This is a genomic window from Actinoplanes rectilineatus, from assembly GCF_000962825.1.
In the GTDB taxonomy this organism is placed as follows: domain Bacteria; phylum Actinomycetota; class Actinomycetes; order Mycobacteriales; family Micromonosporaceae; genus Actinoplanes; species Actinoplanes rectilineatus.
On record NZ_JZKF01000025.1, the window covers coordinates 20,662 to 37,529 of the forward strand.

The window sequence follows — 16,868 nt, forward strand, 5'->3', positions numbered from 1 at the left end:
ACCGGCCACTCAGGTGTCTGACAGGTTCGGGTCCTAACGTTTCGTGCAGTTTCACCGAACCTTCCGGGGGTAGTCCTTCGGCCCTGGCTGACAGGGCGGCGCGTGGCAGAGGTGCGACGCGCGGACCGAACCGCGTAACAGGAAACGACGCCCGGACCCGCCGGGCGGGTGGAGGGAAGAGGCGTGACGCTGTCGATAACGACGTCGACGCTGGCCGACGGTGCAGTGGAGGTCTCGCCGCGCGGCGAGATCGACGTCGAGAACGCATACGAGATCCGCGAAGCCGTGGCCGCGCAGTTGGCCGACTGCACCCCGGTGCGTATCGAGCTCAACATGCAGCACGTGACCTTCATCGACTCGGTGGGGATCAGCGCCCTGGTGGCCGCGTTCCAGCTGGCCGGCGTCAGCGGGGTCAAGGTCGTGGTGACCAGGCCCAGTCGTTTCGCCCACCGCCAGCTCTGGGTGACCGGGCTGCTGGGCCTCTTCGGCAATCCACAGCCCCACGAGGACGCGGTGACCGCCGCCGGCGCCTGACATCCGTCCTTCTCCAGGGCCCGGGGCTAGTAGGCCGGGCTCTGGAACTTGATGCCGTCCAGGCTGATCCGCACCCCCGGGTCCTCCGAGGGGGCCCGGATCGGCGTGATCACCGCGAAGTTCTCGGCCAGGGCGGCCAGGTCGGTGCCCGGATCGAGGTCCTCCTCGGCGGCCTGCACCGCGGTCCGGACATAACCGTCACCGGCCTCGGCGATGCTCATCTGCACCTGGCCGAACCGGGCCAGTGACGCCTGCCGCAACCCGCGGATGCCGTCGACGTGCAGGTCCGGCACGTTCAGGTTGAAGACCGTCCCGGGTGGGGTGTGCAGCAGCGACGGCAGCAGCCGGACCGCCAGGTCGGCGGCGCTGCCCCAGTGGTGCTTCTCGTCGTCGATGTGGTCGAGGGCCGCGATGGCGGCGCCCCCGCTGGCGGCCGTGGCCGCGGCCGGGGTGAGGACGTCCAGCGAGACGGCGAACCCGTGCAGGCCGGCGTGCGAGGCGGTCAGGGTGGCCCCGACGGTCCCGGAGTGCACCACCGCGGCCCCGGCGTTGGCGCCCCGGTTGATCCCGGAGAGCACGACGTCCGGCGGTGGCCCGAAGGCGTCCCGCAGGGCCAGCAGCACGATGTAGGCGGGCGAGGCCGCCACCCCGTACGCCGGGATGTTCTTGGCACCGGCCAGCTCGCGGCGCTGCGAGACGATCTTGCCGTCCTGGACCACGGCGGTCATCGCGGCGCTGCTGCCGCTCGCCTCGCTCAGCGGGGCGGCGACCACCACCTCGTGGCCGGCGTGGGCGGTGGCCCGGGCCAGCCAGCGGATCCCGGGCGCGTCGATGCCGTCGTCGTTCGTGATGAGGATTCTCATTGGCGGCTGATTGCCCGCTACGGCGCTCATGATTCCTTCTTCATCGGAGTCAGCCGGACGCGTTCGGTCAGGACCCGGACCGCGTCGACGTGGCCGGTGCCCAAGCCGTGCCGGGTGACGTTCAGTGCGCCCGCCGCGGTGCCGGTGCGGACCGCCTCGTGCATCGGGCCCCCGCGGGCCAGGACCGCCGCCACGCCGGCCGTCATCGAGTCCCCGGCGCCCCGGTGCTCGGCCGGGGTGAGGCGGGGCAGGGCCACCTCGTGGATCTCGCCGTCGAACAGGGCCAGGGCGCCCTCGTCGGCCCGGGACACCAGCACCGTCTCGGCGCCGCCGTCATGCAGTTTGATCAGCGCCTCGGTCAGCGCGGCGGTGCTGCCGTCCGGGGCCGTGCCGTCGGCGATCAGCTCCTCGTGGCTGATCTTCAGAACCGAGATGCCGGCCTCCAGGACCGCGGCCAGGTGCCGGCCGCACAGGTCGGCGATCACCCGGCAACCGTTGGCGCGCAGATCGGCGGCGAGCCGGCCGTACACGTCCGGGTGGATCACCGACGGGTGTGCCGGTCCGCTGAGGACGGCGATGCCGGCCCGCAGGCCCTCGGCCAGGCTCAGGTTGTAGAGCTCGTCCAGTTCGTGGCGGGACAGCGGGACGCCGGGCCGTTCGGCGATCTCCTCGCGGGTGCCGCCGCGGCGGTCGTGGACGTACCACCCGCTGCCGTGCTCGCGCATCACCAGGCGCAGGGTCACCCCGGTCAGTTGTTCGAGCAGGGGGCTCAGCACCCGGCCGACCTCCCCGCCGGCGGCCGCGCAGAGCGTCACCCGGGCGCCCAGCAACGTGATCATCCGGGTCTGCCAGATGCCCTGGCCGCCGGGATGCACGTGCAGTTCGGGCTCGTCGTGGTGTTGCTCGATGGTCACCGTCAGCTGGGGAGCCGGCGCGAAGACCATGACCCGGCCGTCACTCATGATTCGCATTGTTATCTTTTTGCGCAATCGGCGTGGGAGATCGCAGAAAGAACTTCTGCCCCACACGTCACCAACCGGTCGGCGAGCAGTGTCGATCCGTGTCGGCCGGTTCCACCTGCAGGGTGGCGTGATCGATGGCGAAGTCCTCGTGCAGAGCCTCCCGGGCGCGGGTGAGCACCGTCCCGAACTCGGCCGCCGCGTCCAGCCGCAGATGCGCCGACGCCACGTCCATGCCCGAGGTCAATGTCCAGACGTGCAGATCGTGTACATCGCAGACGCCGGGGACGGCGGCCAGGCGGGCACGCACCGCGGTGATGTCGAGACGCTCCGGGGCGGCCTGCACCAGGATGCGCACCGCCGAGCGGCCGAGCGCGAAGGTCCGGGGCAGGATCATCAGCGCCACCACCACGGCGACGATCGGATCCGCGTACGCCCACCCGGTCCCCGCGATGACCAGGGCCGCCACGATCACCCCCGCCGAACCGAGCAGATCGCCGAGCACCTCCAGGTACGCACCGCGTACCCCGATGTTGTCCCGTGCCCCGGACCGCAGCAGCACGAAGGCCACCACGTTCGCGGCGAGACCGCCGAGCGCGACCACCAGCATCCATCCGGCCGGCACCTCGGGCGGATCGGTGAACCGCCGGACCGCCTGCACCAGGACGAACCCGGCGACCGCGGTGAGCAGCAGCGCGTTGGCGAGGGCGGCCAGCACCTCCAGCCGGTACAGGCCGAAGGTGCGCCGGGAGTCGGTGCCCCCGTGCCGGTCCGCGGCGGTGATCGCGGCCAGGGTCATCGCGATGGCCAGCACGTCGGTGAACATGTGCCCGGCATCGGAGAGCAGGGCGAGCGAACCGGTCAGCCCGGCCGCCACGGCCTCGGCGAGCATGACTGCGGTGAGCAGACCGGCGGCCCACCAGAGGCGTCCGCGGTGCTGTCCGCCCTGCCTCCGGGCGCCGTGATCGTGACCGGCTCCCATGTCTCACCCTCCTCCGGTTGTGGGCGGGGTCATAGTGGGTTGGAATCATGACGACCCGTTCTGCAACGGAAAGGAAGTGTTCGTGCTTCGCCGTACCCTTGCGAACGTCCTCTGCGCCATCCTGGCGGTGACCGTAGCCGCCCAGCCCGCCGCGGCGGCGCAGACCAGCGCACTACCCGGCACAATCACCCTGCCGAGCGGTTTCCAGCCCGAAGGTGTGGCGATCGGCGCGAAGCCGTACGCCTACTTCGGCTCCCGCGCCACCGGCGACATCCTGCGCGTGGACCTGCGGACCGCGGAGGGTTCCACCTTCGCCGCGGGCCCCGGCACCGCGTCACTCGGCATGAAACTGTCCGGCGGCCGGCTGTTCGTGGCCGGCGGCGCGGGTGGCGACGCCCGCGTCTACGACGAGCGGACCGGGCGGCTGCTGCGGACCTATCCGCTGCGTCCCGCCGCCGACGCGCCGTTCATCAACGACGTGATCGTCACCGGTGGCGCCGCCTGGTTCACCGACTCGCGCAGCCTCACCCTGTTCAAACTGCCCCTCGGCAAGGGCGGTGCGCTGCCGGAGGCGGCCGTCGCGGTGCCGCTCACCGGCGACCTCGAGTTGCTGGCCGGCAACAACGCCAACGGCATCAGCGCCACGCCGGACGGCCGCGCGCTGATCATCGTGCAGTCCAACACCGGCAAGCTGTTCCGGGTGACCCCGGCCGGGGTCACCACCGAGATCGGCCTGGCCGGGGAGACCGTCGCCTTCGGGGACGGCCTCTGGCTGCGCGGCCGCACGCTGTACGTGGTGGAGAACCGCAACAACGTGATCACCAAGATCGCGCTGGACCGGTCCGGAACCGCCGGCACGGTGCTCTCCCGCACCGGCGACCCCGGGTTCGACGTGCCGACCACCATCGCCGAGTTCGGCGGGCGGTTCTATCTGCCGAACGCCCGCTTCACCACCACGCCGACGCCGGAGACGGCCTACACCGCCGTCTCCGTGGCGATCCCCTAGGGCAACCAGCCGGGGACCGTGCCCACGGTCGTCAGACGCTGCGTGGCACGCGACAGCGCCACGTAGAGGGTGCGGACCCCGGCGTCGTCCGTCGCGATCTGCTTCGGTTCGACCAGGACCACCGCGTCGTACTCCATGCCCTTGGCCTCCAGCGCGGTGACCACCTGCACCCGCTCCGGCAGGCCGGTGAGCCAGCCGGCCGCCTCGTCGCGCCGCGGCACCGGCGTGATCACGCCGATCGTGCCGTCCACCTCGGTCAGCTGCTTCTCGGCGAGCTCACGGACCACCTCCGGCAGCCGGCCGGCGTCGGTGACCACGTCGTCCGGCGGCACACCGGTGCTGCGGACCGCCGACGGCAGCGGCAGATCCGGCATGATCGTCCGGATCACCCGGGCGGCCACCTCGAAGATCTCCGAGGAGTTGCGGTAGTTCGTGGTCAGCGCGTAACTGTTGCGCTTGCGGGAGCCCAGCGCCCGCTCCCGGGCCCGCTCCAGCTCCTCCGCGTCACCGGACCAGGCGGTCTGCGCCGGGTCGCCGACGATCGTCCAGGACGCGTACTGCCCGCGCCGCCCGATCATCCGCCACTGCATCGGCGTGACGTCCTGCGACTCGTCCACCACCACGTGGGCGTACTCGCGGTAGTCGTCCTCGCGGTGCACCTGCTGGGCGCGGGCCGCCGCCTGCCGGTCGGCGAACGTGCTGACCTCCTGGATCCCGTCCCGGACGTGGAACGGGTTCTTCGACTTCTTCTGCGCCTTGCGGGGGCGGCCCATCAGCTCGTCCAGCTCGTCGAGCAGCGCCACGTCGGCGATCGTCGGGCCGTGCTCGTCCAGGCCGTCGAACGAGCCCTGCAGCGCGGCGACCTCCTCCCGGGAGAGCAGACCGTTCGTGTACGCCCGGAGCCGTCGCGGATCGGCCAGCCAGCGCAGCACCCGCATCGGGGTGAAGCGCGGCCACCACGCCTTGAGGAACTCCCGGAAGTCGGTGCGGTCGGCCAGTTCCGCCTCGAACTCGCGCTTCTCCGGCAGGCTGCCGGTCTTCTGCTCGCGGGCCTGCGCCCACAGCTCGTTGAAGACCCGGTCGAAGCCGTGCCCGCGGACCTCGTTGCGGCGCGCGCCCCGCGGCAGGGCCTGCCGGCGGATCTTCTCCAGGGTGGCGGCGTCCAGCCGCAGCAGCATCCCCCGGTAGAGCATCCGCAACTCGGTGGGGGCGCCCGGCACCGTGTCGTGCGAGGCGCGCTCCAGGACCCGTCGCATCCGCAGCGAGCCCTTGATCGCCGCGACGTCGCCCGGGTCGACCCTCGTCGCGTTCCAGGCCGGTACGAGCGATCCCAGCGAGCGCAGCGACGCCGTCTCCTCGCCGAGCGACGGCAGCACCGTCGCGATGTACTCCACGAAGACGCCGGACGGTCCGACCACCAGGATGCCGCCGCCGGCGAAACGGCTGCGGTCCGAGTAGAGCAGGTAGGCCGCCCGGTGCAGCGCGACCGCGGTCTTCCCGGTGCCCGGGCCGCCGGTCACGATCGTCACCCCGCCGGCGGGGGAGCGGATCGCGTCGTCCTGTTCCCGCTGGATGGTGGAGACGATGTCGCGCATCCCGTGACCGGTCGCCTTGGAGAGGCTGGCCAGCAGGGCGCCGTCGCCGACGATCCGCATGCCGTCCGGCGCTGCCTCCGGGTCGAGGAGGTCGTCCTCGATGCCGGTGACCTTCTCGCGGTTCGACTGGATCATGCGGCGGCGGACCACGCCGAGCGGATCGGCCGGGGTGGCCCGGTAGAACGCGGCCGCGGCCGGCGCCCGCCAGTCCACCACCAGCGGCTTGGAATCCTCGTCCCGGATGCCCATCCGGCCCACGTAGTGCACGGCTCCGGTGTTCAGGTCGAGGCGACCGAAGACCAGACCCTCGTATTCGGTGTCGAGCGCGTGCCGGCGGCGCGCCGCGTGGAAGACCATCGCGTCGCGTTCCACCAGTGCGCCGAAGGTGCCGACGCCGGCCTGCCGGTAGCCCTCCTTCTCGGCCCTGGACGCGTCCCGTCGCAGCTCGACGAGCCGGGAGTAGACCCGGTCCACGTGCAGCTGCTCGGTCGCGATCTCCTGTTGCAGGACGGTGGCGTCGCTCAAGACGGCAGTTCTCCCTTTCCTGCGCACCACGCGAGCGGCCCCGCCCGGGATGCGCGTCTTCCCCATCACGCCACCACAGCGCTCTCGCGAAGGGGGCAATCGAACTTACTCCCGCGCGGCGGGGCGCGTCGACAGGGCCTCCCCTCCGGCGCGTCCCCGGGGCCGTCCGAAACTCCCAGGATCGTCGCCGGGGCGGCGATCAGTGTGCGCTTTGCGGTAAAACGACTAAGCGGCCCTGCGGCAGCGGGTGGCCGCGCTCATCCGGCGCACCTCGTTCTTGCGAGCCCGCTTCACGTCGCGCAGCACCCGGCGCACGATCCCGGTCAACGCGTCGGCCACCGCCTCCGGGCGTTCCAGCGGCAGCATGTGCCCGGCACCGGCCAGCACGGTCAGCTCGGCGTCCGGCAGCGCCCCGGCGATCGACTCGGCGCAGGCCCGCGGGGTCAGGCGATCCCGGTCGCCGACCAGCACGACGGACGGGACGGGCCCGATCGCGGCCAGGGTGTCCAGCCGCTGCTGGGCGCCGACCGCGGCGCGGAAACCGCCGATCGAGTTGAGCGGGGCACGCCCGAACCCGCGCATCGTGGTGAGCATCGCCGTCTCGGCGCACTCGTCGCCGAACAGCAGCCAGCGCAGAGCCGGCCGCAGGACGGGCAGCACCGCCCGGTGCGGGCGCCAGGCCCCGGACCGGGCGAGCAGGCCGGCCCCGAGCGTCTCGCCGGCGCGCAGCAGCGTGGCCACCTGGGGCGGCAGGCCGTACCGGGTGTGGGCGTGGCCCTCGGCCGTGGTGGAGACCAGGAGCAGCCCGGCGACCCGGGTGGCGAACTCCTCGGGACGGCGGTGCGCGTACTCCATCACGGCCATCCCGCCCATCGAGTGGCCGGCCAGGACGAGTGGGCCCTCGGGGGCGTACCGCGCGATCACCTCGGCCAGGTCGTCGCCGAGCCGGTCCAGGGTGGCCGAGCCGATGTCGGTCGCGTCGGAACGCCCGTGGCCGCGGATGTCGAACGCGACCACGCGGGGCGCCTTGCGGCCCAGCCCGGCGAGCGCCGACACCTGATGTTCCCAGGTGCGGCGATCCTGGCACCAGCCGTGCAGCAGGATCACCGTCGCCGCCGCGTCCACCGGTCCGGACGTCTCGACGTGCAGGCGTACGCCGTCGGTCATGACGACCGCGGAATGCTCGATCATGGGCACCTCCGTGAGGGTCACGGTCCCCGTACGTACCCACGGGTCATCAGCATCACTCGCGATCACGATTATTACCAGCATGTTTCGGTGGTGATTCAAATCCGTTCAGGCCACGCGGATCGGACAGTGAGTTAGCTCGCAAATACTATGGCGACGGCCGGTGCCGGTGAGAATCGTGTGCATGACGGCTACTCGAGACGCCACCCAGGTCAGCACCCCCGCAGCCGCCCTGAGCGAGCTCATCTCCGGCAACAAACGGTTCGTCTACGGCAAGCCCCGTTACGGACACCACGTGACGCAGGCCGCCGCGACCGCGAGCGGACAGCAGCCGCACTCGATCGTGCTCGGCTGCATCGACTCCCGCGTGCCCCTCGAGGCGGTGTTCGACCAGTCGTTCGGTTCGATCTGCGTGGCCCGGTCCGGCGCCCACGTGCTCGACCGCTCGGTGGCCGGCTCGGTCGCCTTCGCGGTCAGCGAACTCGGCGTCTCGCTCGTCCTGGTGGTCGGCCACAAGCGCTGTGGTGCCGTGCACGCCACCGTTCAGTCGCTGCGCGCCGGACAGCAGCCCGGTGGGGACATCGGGTACCTGGTGGACGAACTCGCGCCGGCGGTCCACGAGGTGGGCCTGGACGATCCGGACGCCGAGGAGAAGGCGGTCCGGGCCCACGTCGCCCGCACGGTCGACCGTCTGCGGATCAACCCGGGTCTCGCCGAGGCGCTCGCCTCCGGGCAGGTCCGTGTCGAGGGCGCGGTCTACGACCTCAGCACCGGCTGGGTGGATTTCCTGCGCTGATTCATCGGGTACGGGCCAAAGACGTCCCGTCCCCTTCCTCGCCCACGCCCTCCCGCCCGTTCCGGAGTCGTCCCGGCGGGCCCCTCGGGCTCAGCTGTGGCGCCCGCGGCTTCTGAGATCGGCCCCGCGGGGTCGGAAGCGGTCGAACGTGGCGTGTGCGGCATCTGAGGCCGCCCCGCGAGCCCGGCTGCAGCGGGTCGCAGCGTCGGGAATCCGCCACGTGCCCGGTGCGGATGGTGATGAGTGCGACACCCCGGATCCACAGCATGCTTGTGGACGCGAGGCGCGACATCTGGTGGGTGACCCACCGCTACGGCCCGGCGGTCGCGTTCTCGGCCGTGCGTGGGCAGGTGGCCGCGTGCAGCCACGACACCCCGTGGTTGCCGGCCGGCGCGTAGGTCGTACCACCGGAAAAGCGTCCGAGAAGCGCCTGGAGCGGGCAAGAAGAAGGCGCCCCGACGTCAGTCGAAGCGCCTTCCGGAAGACCGAAGATCAGCCCTCGAAGACGCCGGCCTCGGCGAGGCGCTTCTCGGTGGCGGCCCAGCCGTGACCCGGGTTCGAGGTCTCGAGCGCGGAGAGCTCGGCACGGATCTTGGCACCGTGACCGGCGGCGGTCAGGACGCGGATCTCCTCGACGAAGGCGTCCGAGCCGGTCGCGAGGTGGGTGGTCTTGCCATTGGTCAGGTTCCGCACATATGCGTAGCGGCCGTCGGCGAGCGGGATGAGGTATTTGAACTCACCGAGAACGCTGAGGGCGCCACCGGAACCCTGGCCGGCGCGGACTGATGCGCGGGCGGTCTTTGAGGTGTTGCTCGCCACGACGGCACTCCTTGAGGAATAGAAAAAGGCTTTGGCAACTCTACACGACTGCCCTCGGACCGTGCCGTCGGAGCAGGTAAGGCCGTTGCACAGGGTGTGCCACTACGACAGCTCCCATAGTCGATGTTGCGGATTCTCTGGCGCACCATCAGTACCACCCGGCATCATGGGACACGATCAACCGCGGTCGAGGTCGTAGGGGAAGACGCACCTCGGTCTCCGGGAGGTCACCGTGCCAACGTGTGGCGTCGTATACGTCCACTCGACCCCACTCGCCGTGTGCCAGCATGTCGAGTGGGCGATCGCGCGCGTCCTGACAGCGCCGGTCAATCTGCAATGGACCGTGCAACCGGTCGATCCGGGCATGCGGCGTGCCGAGTGCACCTGGACCGGCCGGACCGGTACTGGCGCCGAGCTGGCTGCTGCCTTGCGACAGTGGCCCATGATCCGGTTCGAGGTCACCGAGGAGCCCAGTGCGGGCGTCGACGGGGAGCGCTTCATGCACGTCCCCGGCCGCGGTCTCTTCCACGGGGTCATGGGCGCGTCGGGCGACATCCAGATCGGTGAGGACCGGTTGCGCGCCATCATGTCCTCGGTCCGTGCGCCCGAGGCGCTGTCGCATGCGCTGGACAAGGCGCTCGGCACCGCCTGGGACGCCGAACTCGAGCCATATCGCTACGCCGGTGACGGCGCCCCGGTCACCCTGCTCACCCGGGTCGGCTGAGCGGGGGCGACACGCGTGCCGGCCAGGTGCCGGCACGCCGGCTCGCCGTGTCCGGAAACGGTCGAAGGCGTGTCCGGAAACGGTCGAAGGCGTGGCCGGAAACAGTCGAAAGCGCGGCCTGCGACGATTGAAGGCGTGTCCGGAAACGGTCGGACACCGATGCCCCGAGAGATGTGCACACGGGGGTTGAAGTGGCGACGTTTCCGGCGAACTGGTTCGATGGCGGGCGTGAGAAAGCTGCTGCGAGCCGCCGTCGTCGTGCCGTTACTGCTGGTCACCGGGGCTTGCGGGAGTGAGGGCGCCGAGCCGGTGGCGCCGGCGTCCAGCGCGCCGCCACCCGTTCCCGAGAGCGCCCTGCCCTCCAGCGCCCTGCCGGCGCCGACCGGGGATCCGGCGACCCGGGCCGCCGCCACGGTGGCCCGGCTCAGCGACGAGGATCTGGCCGGGCAGGTGCTGATGCCCTATGCGTACGGCAGCGCCGCCACCGAGGTCGACAAGATCGCCGCCGGTGGCAACCAGCAACTCGCCGGGGTGAACACCCCGGCCGAGATGATCGCGAAATACCGGCTGGGCGGCCTGATCCTGGTCAGCTTCACCGCGGGCGACCCGACCAGCGACACCAACCCCACCACGAACGTGGAGAACCCCGAGCAGGTCCGCAAGCTGACCGCCGGTCTTCAGCAGGCGTCCGCCGCGCTCCCGGTCCAGGCGCCGCTGATGATCGGCACCGACCAGGAGTACGGCGTCGTCACCCGGATCACCGAGGGCGTCACCATGATGCCGTCGGCGATGGCCTTCGGGGCCGCGGCCCAGCCGTCGCTGACCGAGGGCGCCTGGCGGGCGGCCGGCGAGGAGCTGGCCGCGATGGGTGTCACGGTGGACTTCGCCCCGGTCGCCGACACTCTCGGACCGCAGGGCAGCGGTGTGATCGGTTCCCGGTCGTACGGTGCGGACCCGGCGGTGAACAGCGCCCAGGTCGCGGCGGCGGTCCGCGGCCTGCAGAGCGCCGGGGTGGCTGCCTCTCTCAAGCACTTCCCGGGGCACGGGCACACCACCGGGGACAGCCACGACGAGCTGCCGGTGATCGCGCAGTCTCGCGCGAAGTGGGAGAAGGAGGACCTGCCGCCGTTCAAGGCCGGGATCGGGGCCGGCGCCGGGGTGGTGATGTCCGGCCACCTCGACCTGCAGGCGGTCGACAAGGGCACCGCGGCCACGTTCTCGCACAAGGTGATGACCGACGTGCTGCGCGGCGAGCTCAAGTTCACCGGGGTCGCGATCAGCGACGCGATGAACATGGCCCCGGCGAAGAAGTGGCCGGCCGGTGAGGCCGCCGTCCGGGCCCTCAACGCGGGCAACGACATGCTGCTGATGCCGCCGGACATCCGGGCGGCGCGGGACGGCATCCTGGACGGCCTGAAGAGCGGCAGTCTCAAGCGGGAGCGCCTGACCGAGGCGGTCACCCGGATCCTGACGCTGAAGTTCACCACCGCGCAGAAGACCCAGCCCGAGTTGTCCGTGGTCGGTTCCGAGCAGCACCGGCAGGCGGTCACCGCACTGGACGCCGCCTCGATCACCGTGCTGAAGGGCCGGTGCACCGGCTCGCTGGTCACCGGGCCGGTCACGGTCACCGCACCCGGCTCCCGGGAGACCGCGCGTGCCAACCTGGTCCGGGCCCTCCAGGACGCCGGTGTGACCGTTCAGGCGGCCGGTGGCACGGTCGTGCACCTGGTGGGCTACGGCGACGGCCTGGCCGATCTGAACGCCGACGCCGGCGTCACCGTGATGATGGACAACCCGGGGCTGCTGGGGTCGGCCAAGTCACCGACCCTGATCGCCACGTACTCGTCCAGCAAGCTGTCGCTGACCGCTCTGGCCGCGGTGATCGCCGGCAAGGCGAAGGCACCCGGCAGGTCTCCGGTGGCCGTGCCCGGCCTGCCGCGGAGCGCCTGCGTGAAGTGACCGGACGCGAACGAGGAGGGCCCCCGGTGCAGCGCACCGGGGGCCCTCCTCGTCTGTACGGGCTGATCAGGCCTTGCCGAAGATCAGCGCCACGTTGTGCCCGCCGAAACCGAACGAGTTGTTCATCGCCGCCTGGATCTCGGCCGTCCGCGCCTTGTGCGCGGCGACCTCGAGGTCGAGACGCTCGTCCGGGTCGTCCAGGTTGATCGTCGGGGGGATGACGCCCTCGCGCAGGGCGAGGATCGTGGCGATCGACTCCAGGGCGCCGGCCGCGCCGAGCAGGTGACCCGTCATCGACTTGGTCGAGGTCAGGATCGGGTGGCTTCCGATCGCCGCCTTGATGCCGATGATCTCGCCCATGTCGCCGACCGGGGTCGACGTGGCGTGGGCGTTGACGTGCTGGATGTCCGCCCCGGTCAGACCGGAGTCCTTGATGGCCATCTTCATCGCCCGGATGCCGCCCTTGCACTCCGGGTCCGGCTGGACGATGTCGTAGCCGTCCGAGGTGATGCCACCACCGAGCAGGCGGGCGTGGACCCGCGCACCCCGGGCGGCCGCGTGGTCGGCGCGTTCCAGGACGATCGCGCCGGCGCCCTCACCGAGGACGAAGCCGTCCCGGTTCTTGTCCCACGGACGTGAGGCCCGTTCCGGCTCGTCGTTGCGGGTGGACATGGCGCGCATCGAGGCGAAACCGGCGATCGGCAGCGGGTGCACCACGGCCTCGGTGCTGCCGGCCAGCACCACGTCCGCCCGTCCGGCCCGGATCAGGTCGAGACCCAGGGCCACCGCCTCGGCCCCGGTGGCGCAGGCGCTGGCCATGGCGCGGACGCCGGCCTGAGCGCCGAGTTCGATGCCGATCCAGGCGGCCGGCCCGTTCGGCATCAGCATCGGCACGGTGTGCGGGCTGACCCGGCGCGGACCCGACTTCTCCAGGATGTCGTCCTGCTCGAGAAGGGTCAGCGCACCACCGATGCCGCTGCCGTAGGAGACCGCGAGCCGTTCCGGGTCGAGGCCGGAGCCGGCCAGCCCGGCGTCCGCCCACGCCTCCTTGGCGGCGATGATCGCCATCGCCTCGGCCCGGTCCAGGCGCCGCATCTTGACACGGTCGATGACCTCGGAGGGGTCGACCTTGAGCAGGGCGCCGATCCGGACCGGGAGTTGCTCGGCCCACTCCTGGGTGAGCGGACCCACCCCGGAGTGACCGGCGAGCATGGCGTCCCAGGTGGACGCGACGTCCCCGCCCAGCGGGGTCGTCGCGCCGAGCCCGGTGACGACGACGTCAACATTGCTCATGTCAGTGGTTCGCCTCGATGTAGGTGACCGCGTCGCCGACGGTCTTGAGGTTCTGGACCTCGTTGTCGGGGATCTTGACGCCGAACTTCTCCTCAGCCGCGACCACGACCTCGACCATGGACAGCGAGTCGACGTCCAGGTCGTCGGTGAAGGACTTCTCCTCGGCGACGTCGTCCGGGTTCACCCCGGCGACCTCCTCGAGGATCTCAGCAAGGCCGGAGGTGATCTCTGCGCGAGTTGCCATTTCGGATTCTTTCCTCTCGATGGTGCGATGTGTCGACGGAAGGGTGCTGCTCACGGGCAGCGGATGACCTGTCCGGCGTAGGTGAGGCCGCCGCCGAAGCCGAAGAGCAGCACCGGTGCCCCGGAGGGCACCTCACGGCGCTCGATCAGCTTGGACAGGGCCAGGGGGACGCTCGCGGCCGAGGTGTTCCCGGACTCGACGAGGTCCTTGACGACGATCGTGTCGGGCCCGACGCCGAGCTTCTTCACGATGGCGTCGATGATGCGGGTGTTCGCCTGGTGCGGCACGAACGCGGCCAGTTCGGACGGGTCGACCCCGGCCCGACGGCACGCCTCGAGCGCGAACGGCGCGAGAGCGGTGGTGGCCCAGCGGAAGACCGACTGGCCGTTCTGCTTGATGTACGGCCGCCAGCCCGCGATGGTCAGGGCCTCGCCCTTCTCCGGGGCGGATCCCCAGATGACCGGCCCGACGCCGTGCTCCTCGTCGTCGGCGGTGGCGGTCAGGACCGCGGCACCGGCGGCGTCGCCGAACAGGATGGCGGTGGTGCGGTCCGACCAGTCGATCACGTCGGACAGCTTCTCCGCGCCGATCACCAGGGCGTTGCGCGAGGCGCCGGCCCGGATCGCGTTGTCGGCGTTGCCCAGCGCGTACGAGAAACCGGAGCAGGCGGTGTTGATGTCGAACGCGCCCGGGGCGAGGATGCCGAGCCGGTGCGAGACCTCGGCGGCCACGTTCGGGCACCGGTCGATCGCCGAGCAGGTGGCCACGACGACCAGGTCGATGTCGGTGGCCGCGATGCCGGAGGCGGCGAGCGCCTTCTCGGCGGCGATGGTGGCCATGTCGGCGACCGACTCGGCGTGGTCGGCGATGCGCCGCTCGGCGATCCCGACCCGGTCCCGGATCCACGCGTCGTTCGTGTCCAGGGTCATGGCCAGGTCGTCGTTGGTGACCACGCGAGAGGGCTGGTAGTGGCCCATCGCGACGATGCGGGAACCCGTCATCGTGTTCCTCCTTGGGGCGCGGCGAGCGCAACGGGGTGGTGTGTGGGGTGTGTCATTGCTGTGCGCTGTGCCGTGCGATCAGGTCGAGGGCCGCGGGCAGGTCGTCCGGGGTGTTCAGGGTGACCGTCTCCGGGACGCCGATCGGCCGGAACTCGCGCTTGACCAGGCCGGCGAGCGTGCCGGCCGGCGGCAGCTCGATGATGCCGGTGACGCCCAGCTCCTTCAACGTGTTCATGCAGAGGTCCCAGCGCACCGGCGAGGTGACCTGCTGGACCAGGCGCCGCAGCACCTCCCGGCCCTCGGTGACGGCGGTGCCGTCGAAGTTGGAGAGCAGCGTCCGGCCGGGGTCGTGGGCCTCGATGCCGGCCGCGGCGGCGGCCAGCTCGGACTCGGCGGGCGCCATGTACGGCGTGTGGAACGCCCCGGCGACCTTCAGCGCGACGATCTTGGCTTTCTCCGGCGGCTCGGCGGCGAACGCGGCGAGCCCTTCGAGCGAGCCGGCCGCGACGATCTGGCCGGCGCCGTTGCGGTTGGCCGCGTGCAGCCCGTGCTTCTCGATGGTGGCGACCACCTCGTCCGGGTCGCCGCCCAGGACGGCGCTCATGCCGGACTGCTCCAGGGCGCAGGCCGCGGCCATCGCCCGTCCGCGGACTCCGGCCAGCGTGATCGCGGCCTCCGCCGGCAGCACGCCGGCGACCGAGGCCGCGCCGAGCTCACCGACGCTGTGGCCGGCGACGACGACGGAGCCCGCGAGCGGCAGGTGTTCCGCGGCGAGCAGAGCGGCGGCTATCAGCAGGGGCTGAGTCCGCGCGGTGTCCTTGATCTCCTCGGCGTCCGCCTCGGTGCCGAGATGGATCAGGTCGACGCCGGCATGGCCGGACCAGTCACGGAGACGGTCGGCAGCACCGGGGAGGTCGAGCCACGGAGTGAGGAAGCCTGGCTTCTGTGAGCCCTGGCCAGGCGAGAGTACGGCGAGCACGTTGTTGACTCTCCCGGATCGGAGGCCGTTCCGGGGTTGCCGGGGGCTACCAATCCCTACGATGAGGGTTGTAGGAAACCTACAAAAGGGTGGACGACTTGGGTAACTTTATCCGCTTTTGGGGTCGTGGTCGTTTGTTGCTGGTAGGCGATACGCCGGTCGTTCACCCGGAAGAGTGACCCTCTTGCGGGTTCAGGACACCGGATCCATCCGGCCGATCGTGAGCGCCATCCGCAGGGCGAAAGCGTCCCGGCCGTCCAGCGGGGACAGCGCGGTCACCTCCGCGACCCGCTTCAGGCGGTACCGCACGGTGTTCGGATGCACGTACAACTCCCGGGCGGCACTCTCCAGCACGCCCCCGGCCGAGAAAAATGCGTCGAGCGTCTCCAGCAGTCCGCTGCCGGCCCGCGACAGCGCCCCGAACACGTCGTGCCGCAGCTGCCGCCGGGCGTCCATGTCGCCGGCCAGCACCCGCTCCGGCAGCAGGTCGTCGGCGGCCACCGGGTTCGGCGCCCCCGGCCACGCCGCCGCCACCCGGAACCCGGAGAGCGCGGCGCGGGCCGACTCGGTCGCCTGATCCAGGGACGGCACCGCCGGGCCGACCACCACCGGGCCCTCGCCGAAACTGGACGCCAGGGCGGACGCGGTCGCCAGCGGGTTGGCCGCGCCACCGGCCACCACCACCAGCCGGTCGCCGTGCACGCCGCCGATCACCTCGAGCCGGGCGCGCCGCGCCGCCCGGTAGACCGCGTGCAGCACGGCGGCGATGTCCCCGCCCGGCGTACGCCCCACCACCACCGTCACCGGCGGCGCGTCCGCCCAGCCCAGTGCGGCCGCCCGGCTGGCCAGCACGTCCGAGGAGTCGCCCCGCAGCAGCGCGTCGACCAGCAGGGCCTGCAGCCGGGCGTCCCAGGCGCCCCGGGACTCGGCGGCCCGCGCGTACACCCGGGCGGCCGAGAAGGCGATCTCCCGGGAGAACCGCAGGATCGCCCGCAGCAGCGCCTCCTGCTCGCCCTCCTCGGCGAAACTGGGCACCTCGGCCTCGGCGACGTCGATGGTCACCTTGATCAGCTGGACGGTGTGGGTCAGCGTGATCACCCGGGCCAGGGCGCGCGGCGCCGCGGCGAACACCTCGTCGGAGATCTCCTGCGTCTCGGCGACCGTGCCACCCGAGCGCAGCCACTCGACCAGCGACCGGACGCCGGCCTGTGCGACGAGCATCACCCAGGCCCGCTGATCGGCCGGCAGTGCCCGGAACCAGGGGAGGGTCTCGTCCATCCGGCTGATCGCGCCGCTGGCGAGGGCTCCGGCCTGCCGTTCTATCCGGCGCAGCGTGTCCGGGCGCAGCGGATTCGCATCCGGTGCGGGGGGAGGAGGATTGTCGTTTCGGGCGGTGTCTGC

At 71.6% G+C, this 16,868-nt stretch carries 17 protein-coding genes; 6 read left to right on the forward strand and 11 right to left on the reverse strand.

The window, feature by feature from the left end:
* The first annotated feature begins 183 nt into the window (after positions 1 to 183).
* Complete coding sequence (locus WH85_RS20085; protein ID WP_045743465.1) at positions 184 to 534, forward strand: STAS domain-containing protein; 351 nt, start codon at positions 184 to 186, stop codon at positions 532 to 534.
* Between the two features lie 26 nt (positions 535 to 560).
* Here WH85_RS20085 and surE read toward each other — a convergent pair whose 3' ends face one another.
* Genes surE through WH85_RS20100 form a run of 3 tightly spaced genes read right to left on the reverse strand, consistent with a single transcriptional unit; the run spans position 561 to position 3,338 of the window.
* Entirely contained in the window at positions 561 to 1,397 is an 837-nt protein-coding gene (gene surE, locus WH85_RS20090; RefSeq protein ID WP_083449124.1) for a 5'/3'-nucleotidase SurE, read from the reverse strand.
* Positions 1,398 to 1,423: 26 nt separating this feature from the next.
* On the reverse strand, positions 1,424 to 2,368 hold the full coding sequence (locus WH85_RS20095) for a 1-phosphofructokinase family hexose kinase (protein ID WP_245674014.1): 945 nt from the start codon (positions 2,366 to 2,368) through the stop codon (positions 1,424 to 1,426).
* Between the two features lie 58 nt (positions 2,369 to 2,426).
* Positions 2,427 to 3,338 carry a cation diffusion facilitator family transporter gene (locus tag WH85_RS20100; RefSeq protein WP_045743467.1) on the reverse strand — a complete coding sequence of 304 codons (912 nt, stop codon included), beginning with the start codon at positions 3,336 to 3,338 and terminating at the stop codon, positions 2,427 to 2,429.
* 82 nt (positions 3,339 to 3,420) lie between these two features.
* On the opposite strand from WH85_RS20100, the gene WH85_RS20105 reads away from it, so the two are divergent.
* Positions 3,421 to 4,344 (forward strand): SMP-30/gluconolactonase/LRE family protein, encoded by a 924-nt coding sequence (locus WH85_RS20105; protein WP_052720570.1) that lies wholly within the window; start codon positions 3,421 to 3,423, stop codon positions 4,342 to 4,344.
* Here WH85_RS20105 and WH85_RS20110 read toward each other — a convergent pair.
* Both WH85_RS20110 and WH85_RS20115 read right to left on the reverse strand, forming a co-directional pair.
* Entirely contained in the window at positions 4,341 to 6,464 is a 2,124-nt protein-coding gene (locus WH85_RS20110; protein WP_045743468.1) for a HelD family protein, read from the reverse strand. The two genes, WH85_RS20105 and WH85_RS20110, sit on opposite strands and share 4 nt — an antisense overlap.
* A 225-nt stretch (positions 6,465 to 6,689) precedes the next feature.
* Complete coding sequence (locus WH85_RS20115) at positions 6,690 to 7,655, reverse strand: alpha/beta fold hydrolase (RefSeq protein WP_045743541.1); 966 nt, start codon at positions 7,653 to 7,655, stop codon at positions 6,690 to 6,692.
* Between the two features lie 181 nt (positions 7,656 to 7,836).
* Here WH85_RS20115 and WH85_RS20120 point away from each other — a divergent pair, with 181 nt between their 5' ends.
* Positions 7,837 to 8,448 (forward strand): carbonic anhydrase, encoded by a 612-nt coding sequence (locus WH85_RS20120; RefSeq protein WP_045743469.1) that lies wholly within the window; start codon positions 7,837 to 7,839, stop codon positions 8,446 to 8,448.
* Positions 8,449 to 8,687: 239 nt separating this feature from the next.
* Complete coding sequence (locus tag WH85_RS50565; RefSeq protein WP_157411104.1) at positions 8,688 to 8,846, forward strand: hypothetical protein; 159 nt, start codon at positions 8,688 to 8,690, stop codon at positions 8,844 to 8,846.
* Positions 8,847 to 8,940: 94 nt separating this feature from the next.
* Here the strand turns inward: WH85_RS50565 and WH85_RS20125 are convergent, their stop codons facing one another.
* Complete coding sequence (locus tag WH85_RS20125) at positions 8,941 to 9,267, reverse strand: hypothetical protein (RefSeq protein WP_045743470.1); 327 nt, start codon at positions 9,265 to 9,267, stop codon at positions 8,941 to 8,943.
* Positions 9,268 to 9,499: 232 nt separating this feature from the next.
* Between WH85_RS20125 and WH85_RS20130 the strand changes: the two genes are divergently transcribed.
* Positions 9,500 to 9,991: a DUF3145 domain-containing protein gene (locus WH85_RS20130; protein WP_045743471.1), complete on the forward strand. Its 492-nt coding sequence runs from the start codon at positions 9,500 to 9,502 to the stop codon at positions 9,989 to 9,991.
* 228 nt (positions 9,992 to 10,219) lie between these two features.
* Complete coding sequence (locus WH85_RS20135; RefSeq protein WP_425394656.1) at positions 10,220 to 11,950, forward strand: glycoside hydrolase family 3 protein; 1,731 nt, start codon at positions 10,220 to 10,222, stop codon at positions 11,948 to 11,950.
* Between the two features lie 66 nt (positions 11,951 to 12,016).
* Here WH85_RS20135 and fabF read toward each other — a convergent pair whose 3' ends face one another.
* The 5 genes from fabF to WH85_RS20160 form a co-directional block, all read right to left on the reverse strand.
* Complete coding sequence (gene fabF / locus WH85_RS20140; RefSeq protein WP_045743473.1) at positions 12,017 to 13,243, reverse strand: beta-ketoacyl-ACP synthase II; 1,227 nt, start codon at positions 13,241 to 13,243, stop codon at positions 12,017 to 12,019.
* Between the two features lies 1 nt (position 13,244).
* The gene (locus WH85_RS20145) at positions 13,245 to 13,487 is read right to left on the reverse strand and encodes an acyl carrier protein (RefSeq protein ID WP_043525374.1); all 243 of its coding nucleotides are present in this window, start codon (positions 13,485 to 13,487) and stop codon (positions 13,245 to 13,247) included.
* A gap of 50 nt (positions 13,488 to 13,537) precedes the next feature.
* On the reverse strand, positions 13,538 to 14,488 hold the full coding sequence (locus WH85_RS20150; RefSeq protein ID WP_045743474.1) for a beta-ketoacyl-ACP synthase III: 951 nt from the start codon (positions 14,486 to 14,488) through the stop codon (positions 13,538 to 13,540).
* Positions 14,489 to 14,540: 52 nt separating this feature from the next.
* Positions 14,541 to 15,467, reverse strand: coding sequence for an ACP S-malonyltransferase (locus WH85_RS20155; protein WP_045743475.1), 927 nt, complete (start codon positions 15,465 to 15,467; stop codon positions 14,541 to 14,543).
* Positions 15,468 to 15,659: 192 nt separating this feature from the next.
* Positions 15,660 to 16,745, reverse strand: coding sequence for a PucR family transcriptional regulator (locus WH85_RS20160; protein WP_083449125.1), 1,086 nt, complete (start codon positions 16,743 to 16,745; stop codon positions 15,660 to 15,662).
* Positions 16,746 to 16,868: the final 123 nt, after the last annotated feature.

What these genes read in the sequence shown, in the direction of transcription:
- surE (WP_083449124.1), bottom strand. Translation starts at nt 1,397, where the DNA reads ATGAGAATCCTCATCACGAACGACGACGGCATCGACGCGCCCGGGATC.
- WH85_RS20095 (WP_245674014.1), bottom strand. Translation starts at nt 2,368, where the DNA reads ATGCGAATCATGAGTGACGGCCGGGTCATGGTCTTCGCGCCGGCTCCC.
- WH85_RS20100 (WP_045743467.1), bottom strand. Translation starts at nt 3,338, where the DNA reads ATGGGAGCCGGTCACGATCACGGCGCCCGGAGGCAGGGCGGACAGCAC.
- WH85_RS20115 (WP_045743541.1), bottom strand. Translation starts at nt 7,655, where the DNA reads ATGATCGAGCATTCCGCGGTCGTCATGACCGACGGCGTACGCCTGCAC.
- WH85_RS20120 (WP_045743469.1), top strand. Translation starts at nt 7,837, where the DNA reads ATGACGGCTACTCGAGACGCCACCCAGGTCAGCACCCCCGCAGCCGCC.
- WH85_RS50565 (WP_157411104.1), top strand. Translation starts at nt 8,688, where the DNA reads ATGAGTGCGACACCCCGGATCCACAGCATGCTTGTGGACGCGAGGCGC.
- fabF (WP_045743473.1), bottom strand. Translation starts at nt 13,243, where the DNA reads ATGAGCAATGTTGACGTCGTCGTCACCGGGCTCGGCGCGACGACCCCG.
- WH85_RS20145 (WP_043525374.1), bottom strand. Translation starts at nt 13,487, where the DNA reads ATGGCAACTCGCGCAGAGATCACCTCCGGCCTTGCTGAGATCCTCGAG.
- WH85_RS20150 (WP_045743474.1), bottom strand. Translation starts at nt 14,488, where the DNA reads ATGACGGGTTCCCGCATCGTCGCGATGGGCCACTACCAGCCCTCTCGC.
- WH85_RS20160 (WP_083449125.1), bottom strand. Translation starts at nt 16,745, where the DNA reads ATGGACGAGACCCTCCCCTGGTTCCGGGCACTGCCGGCCGATCAGCGG.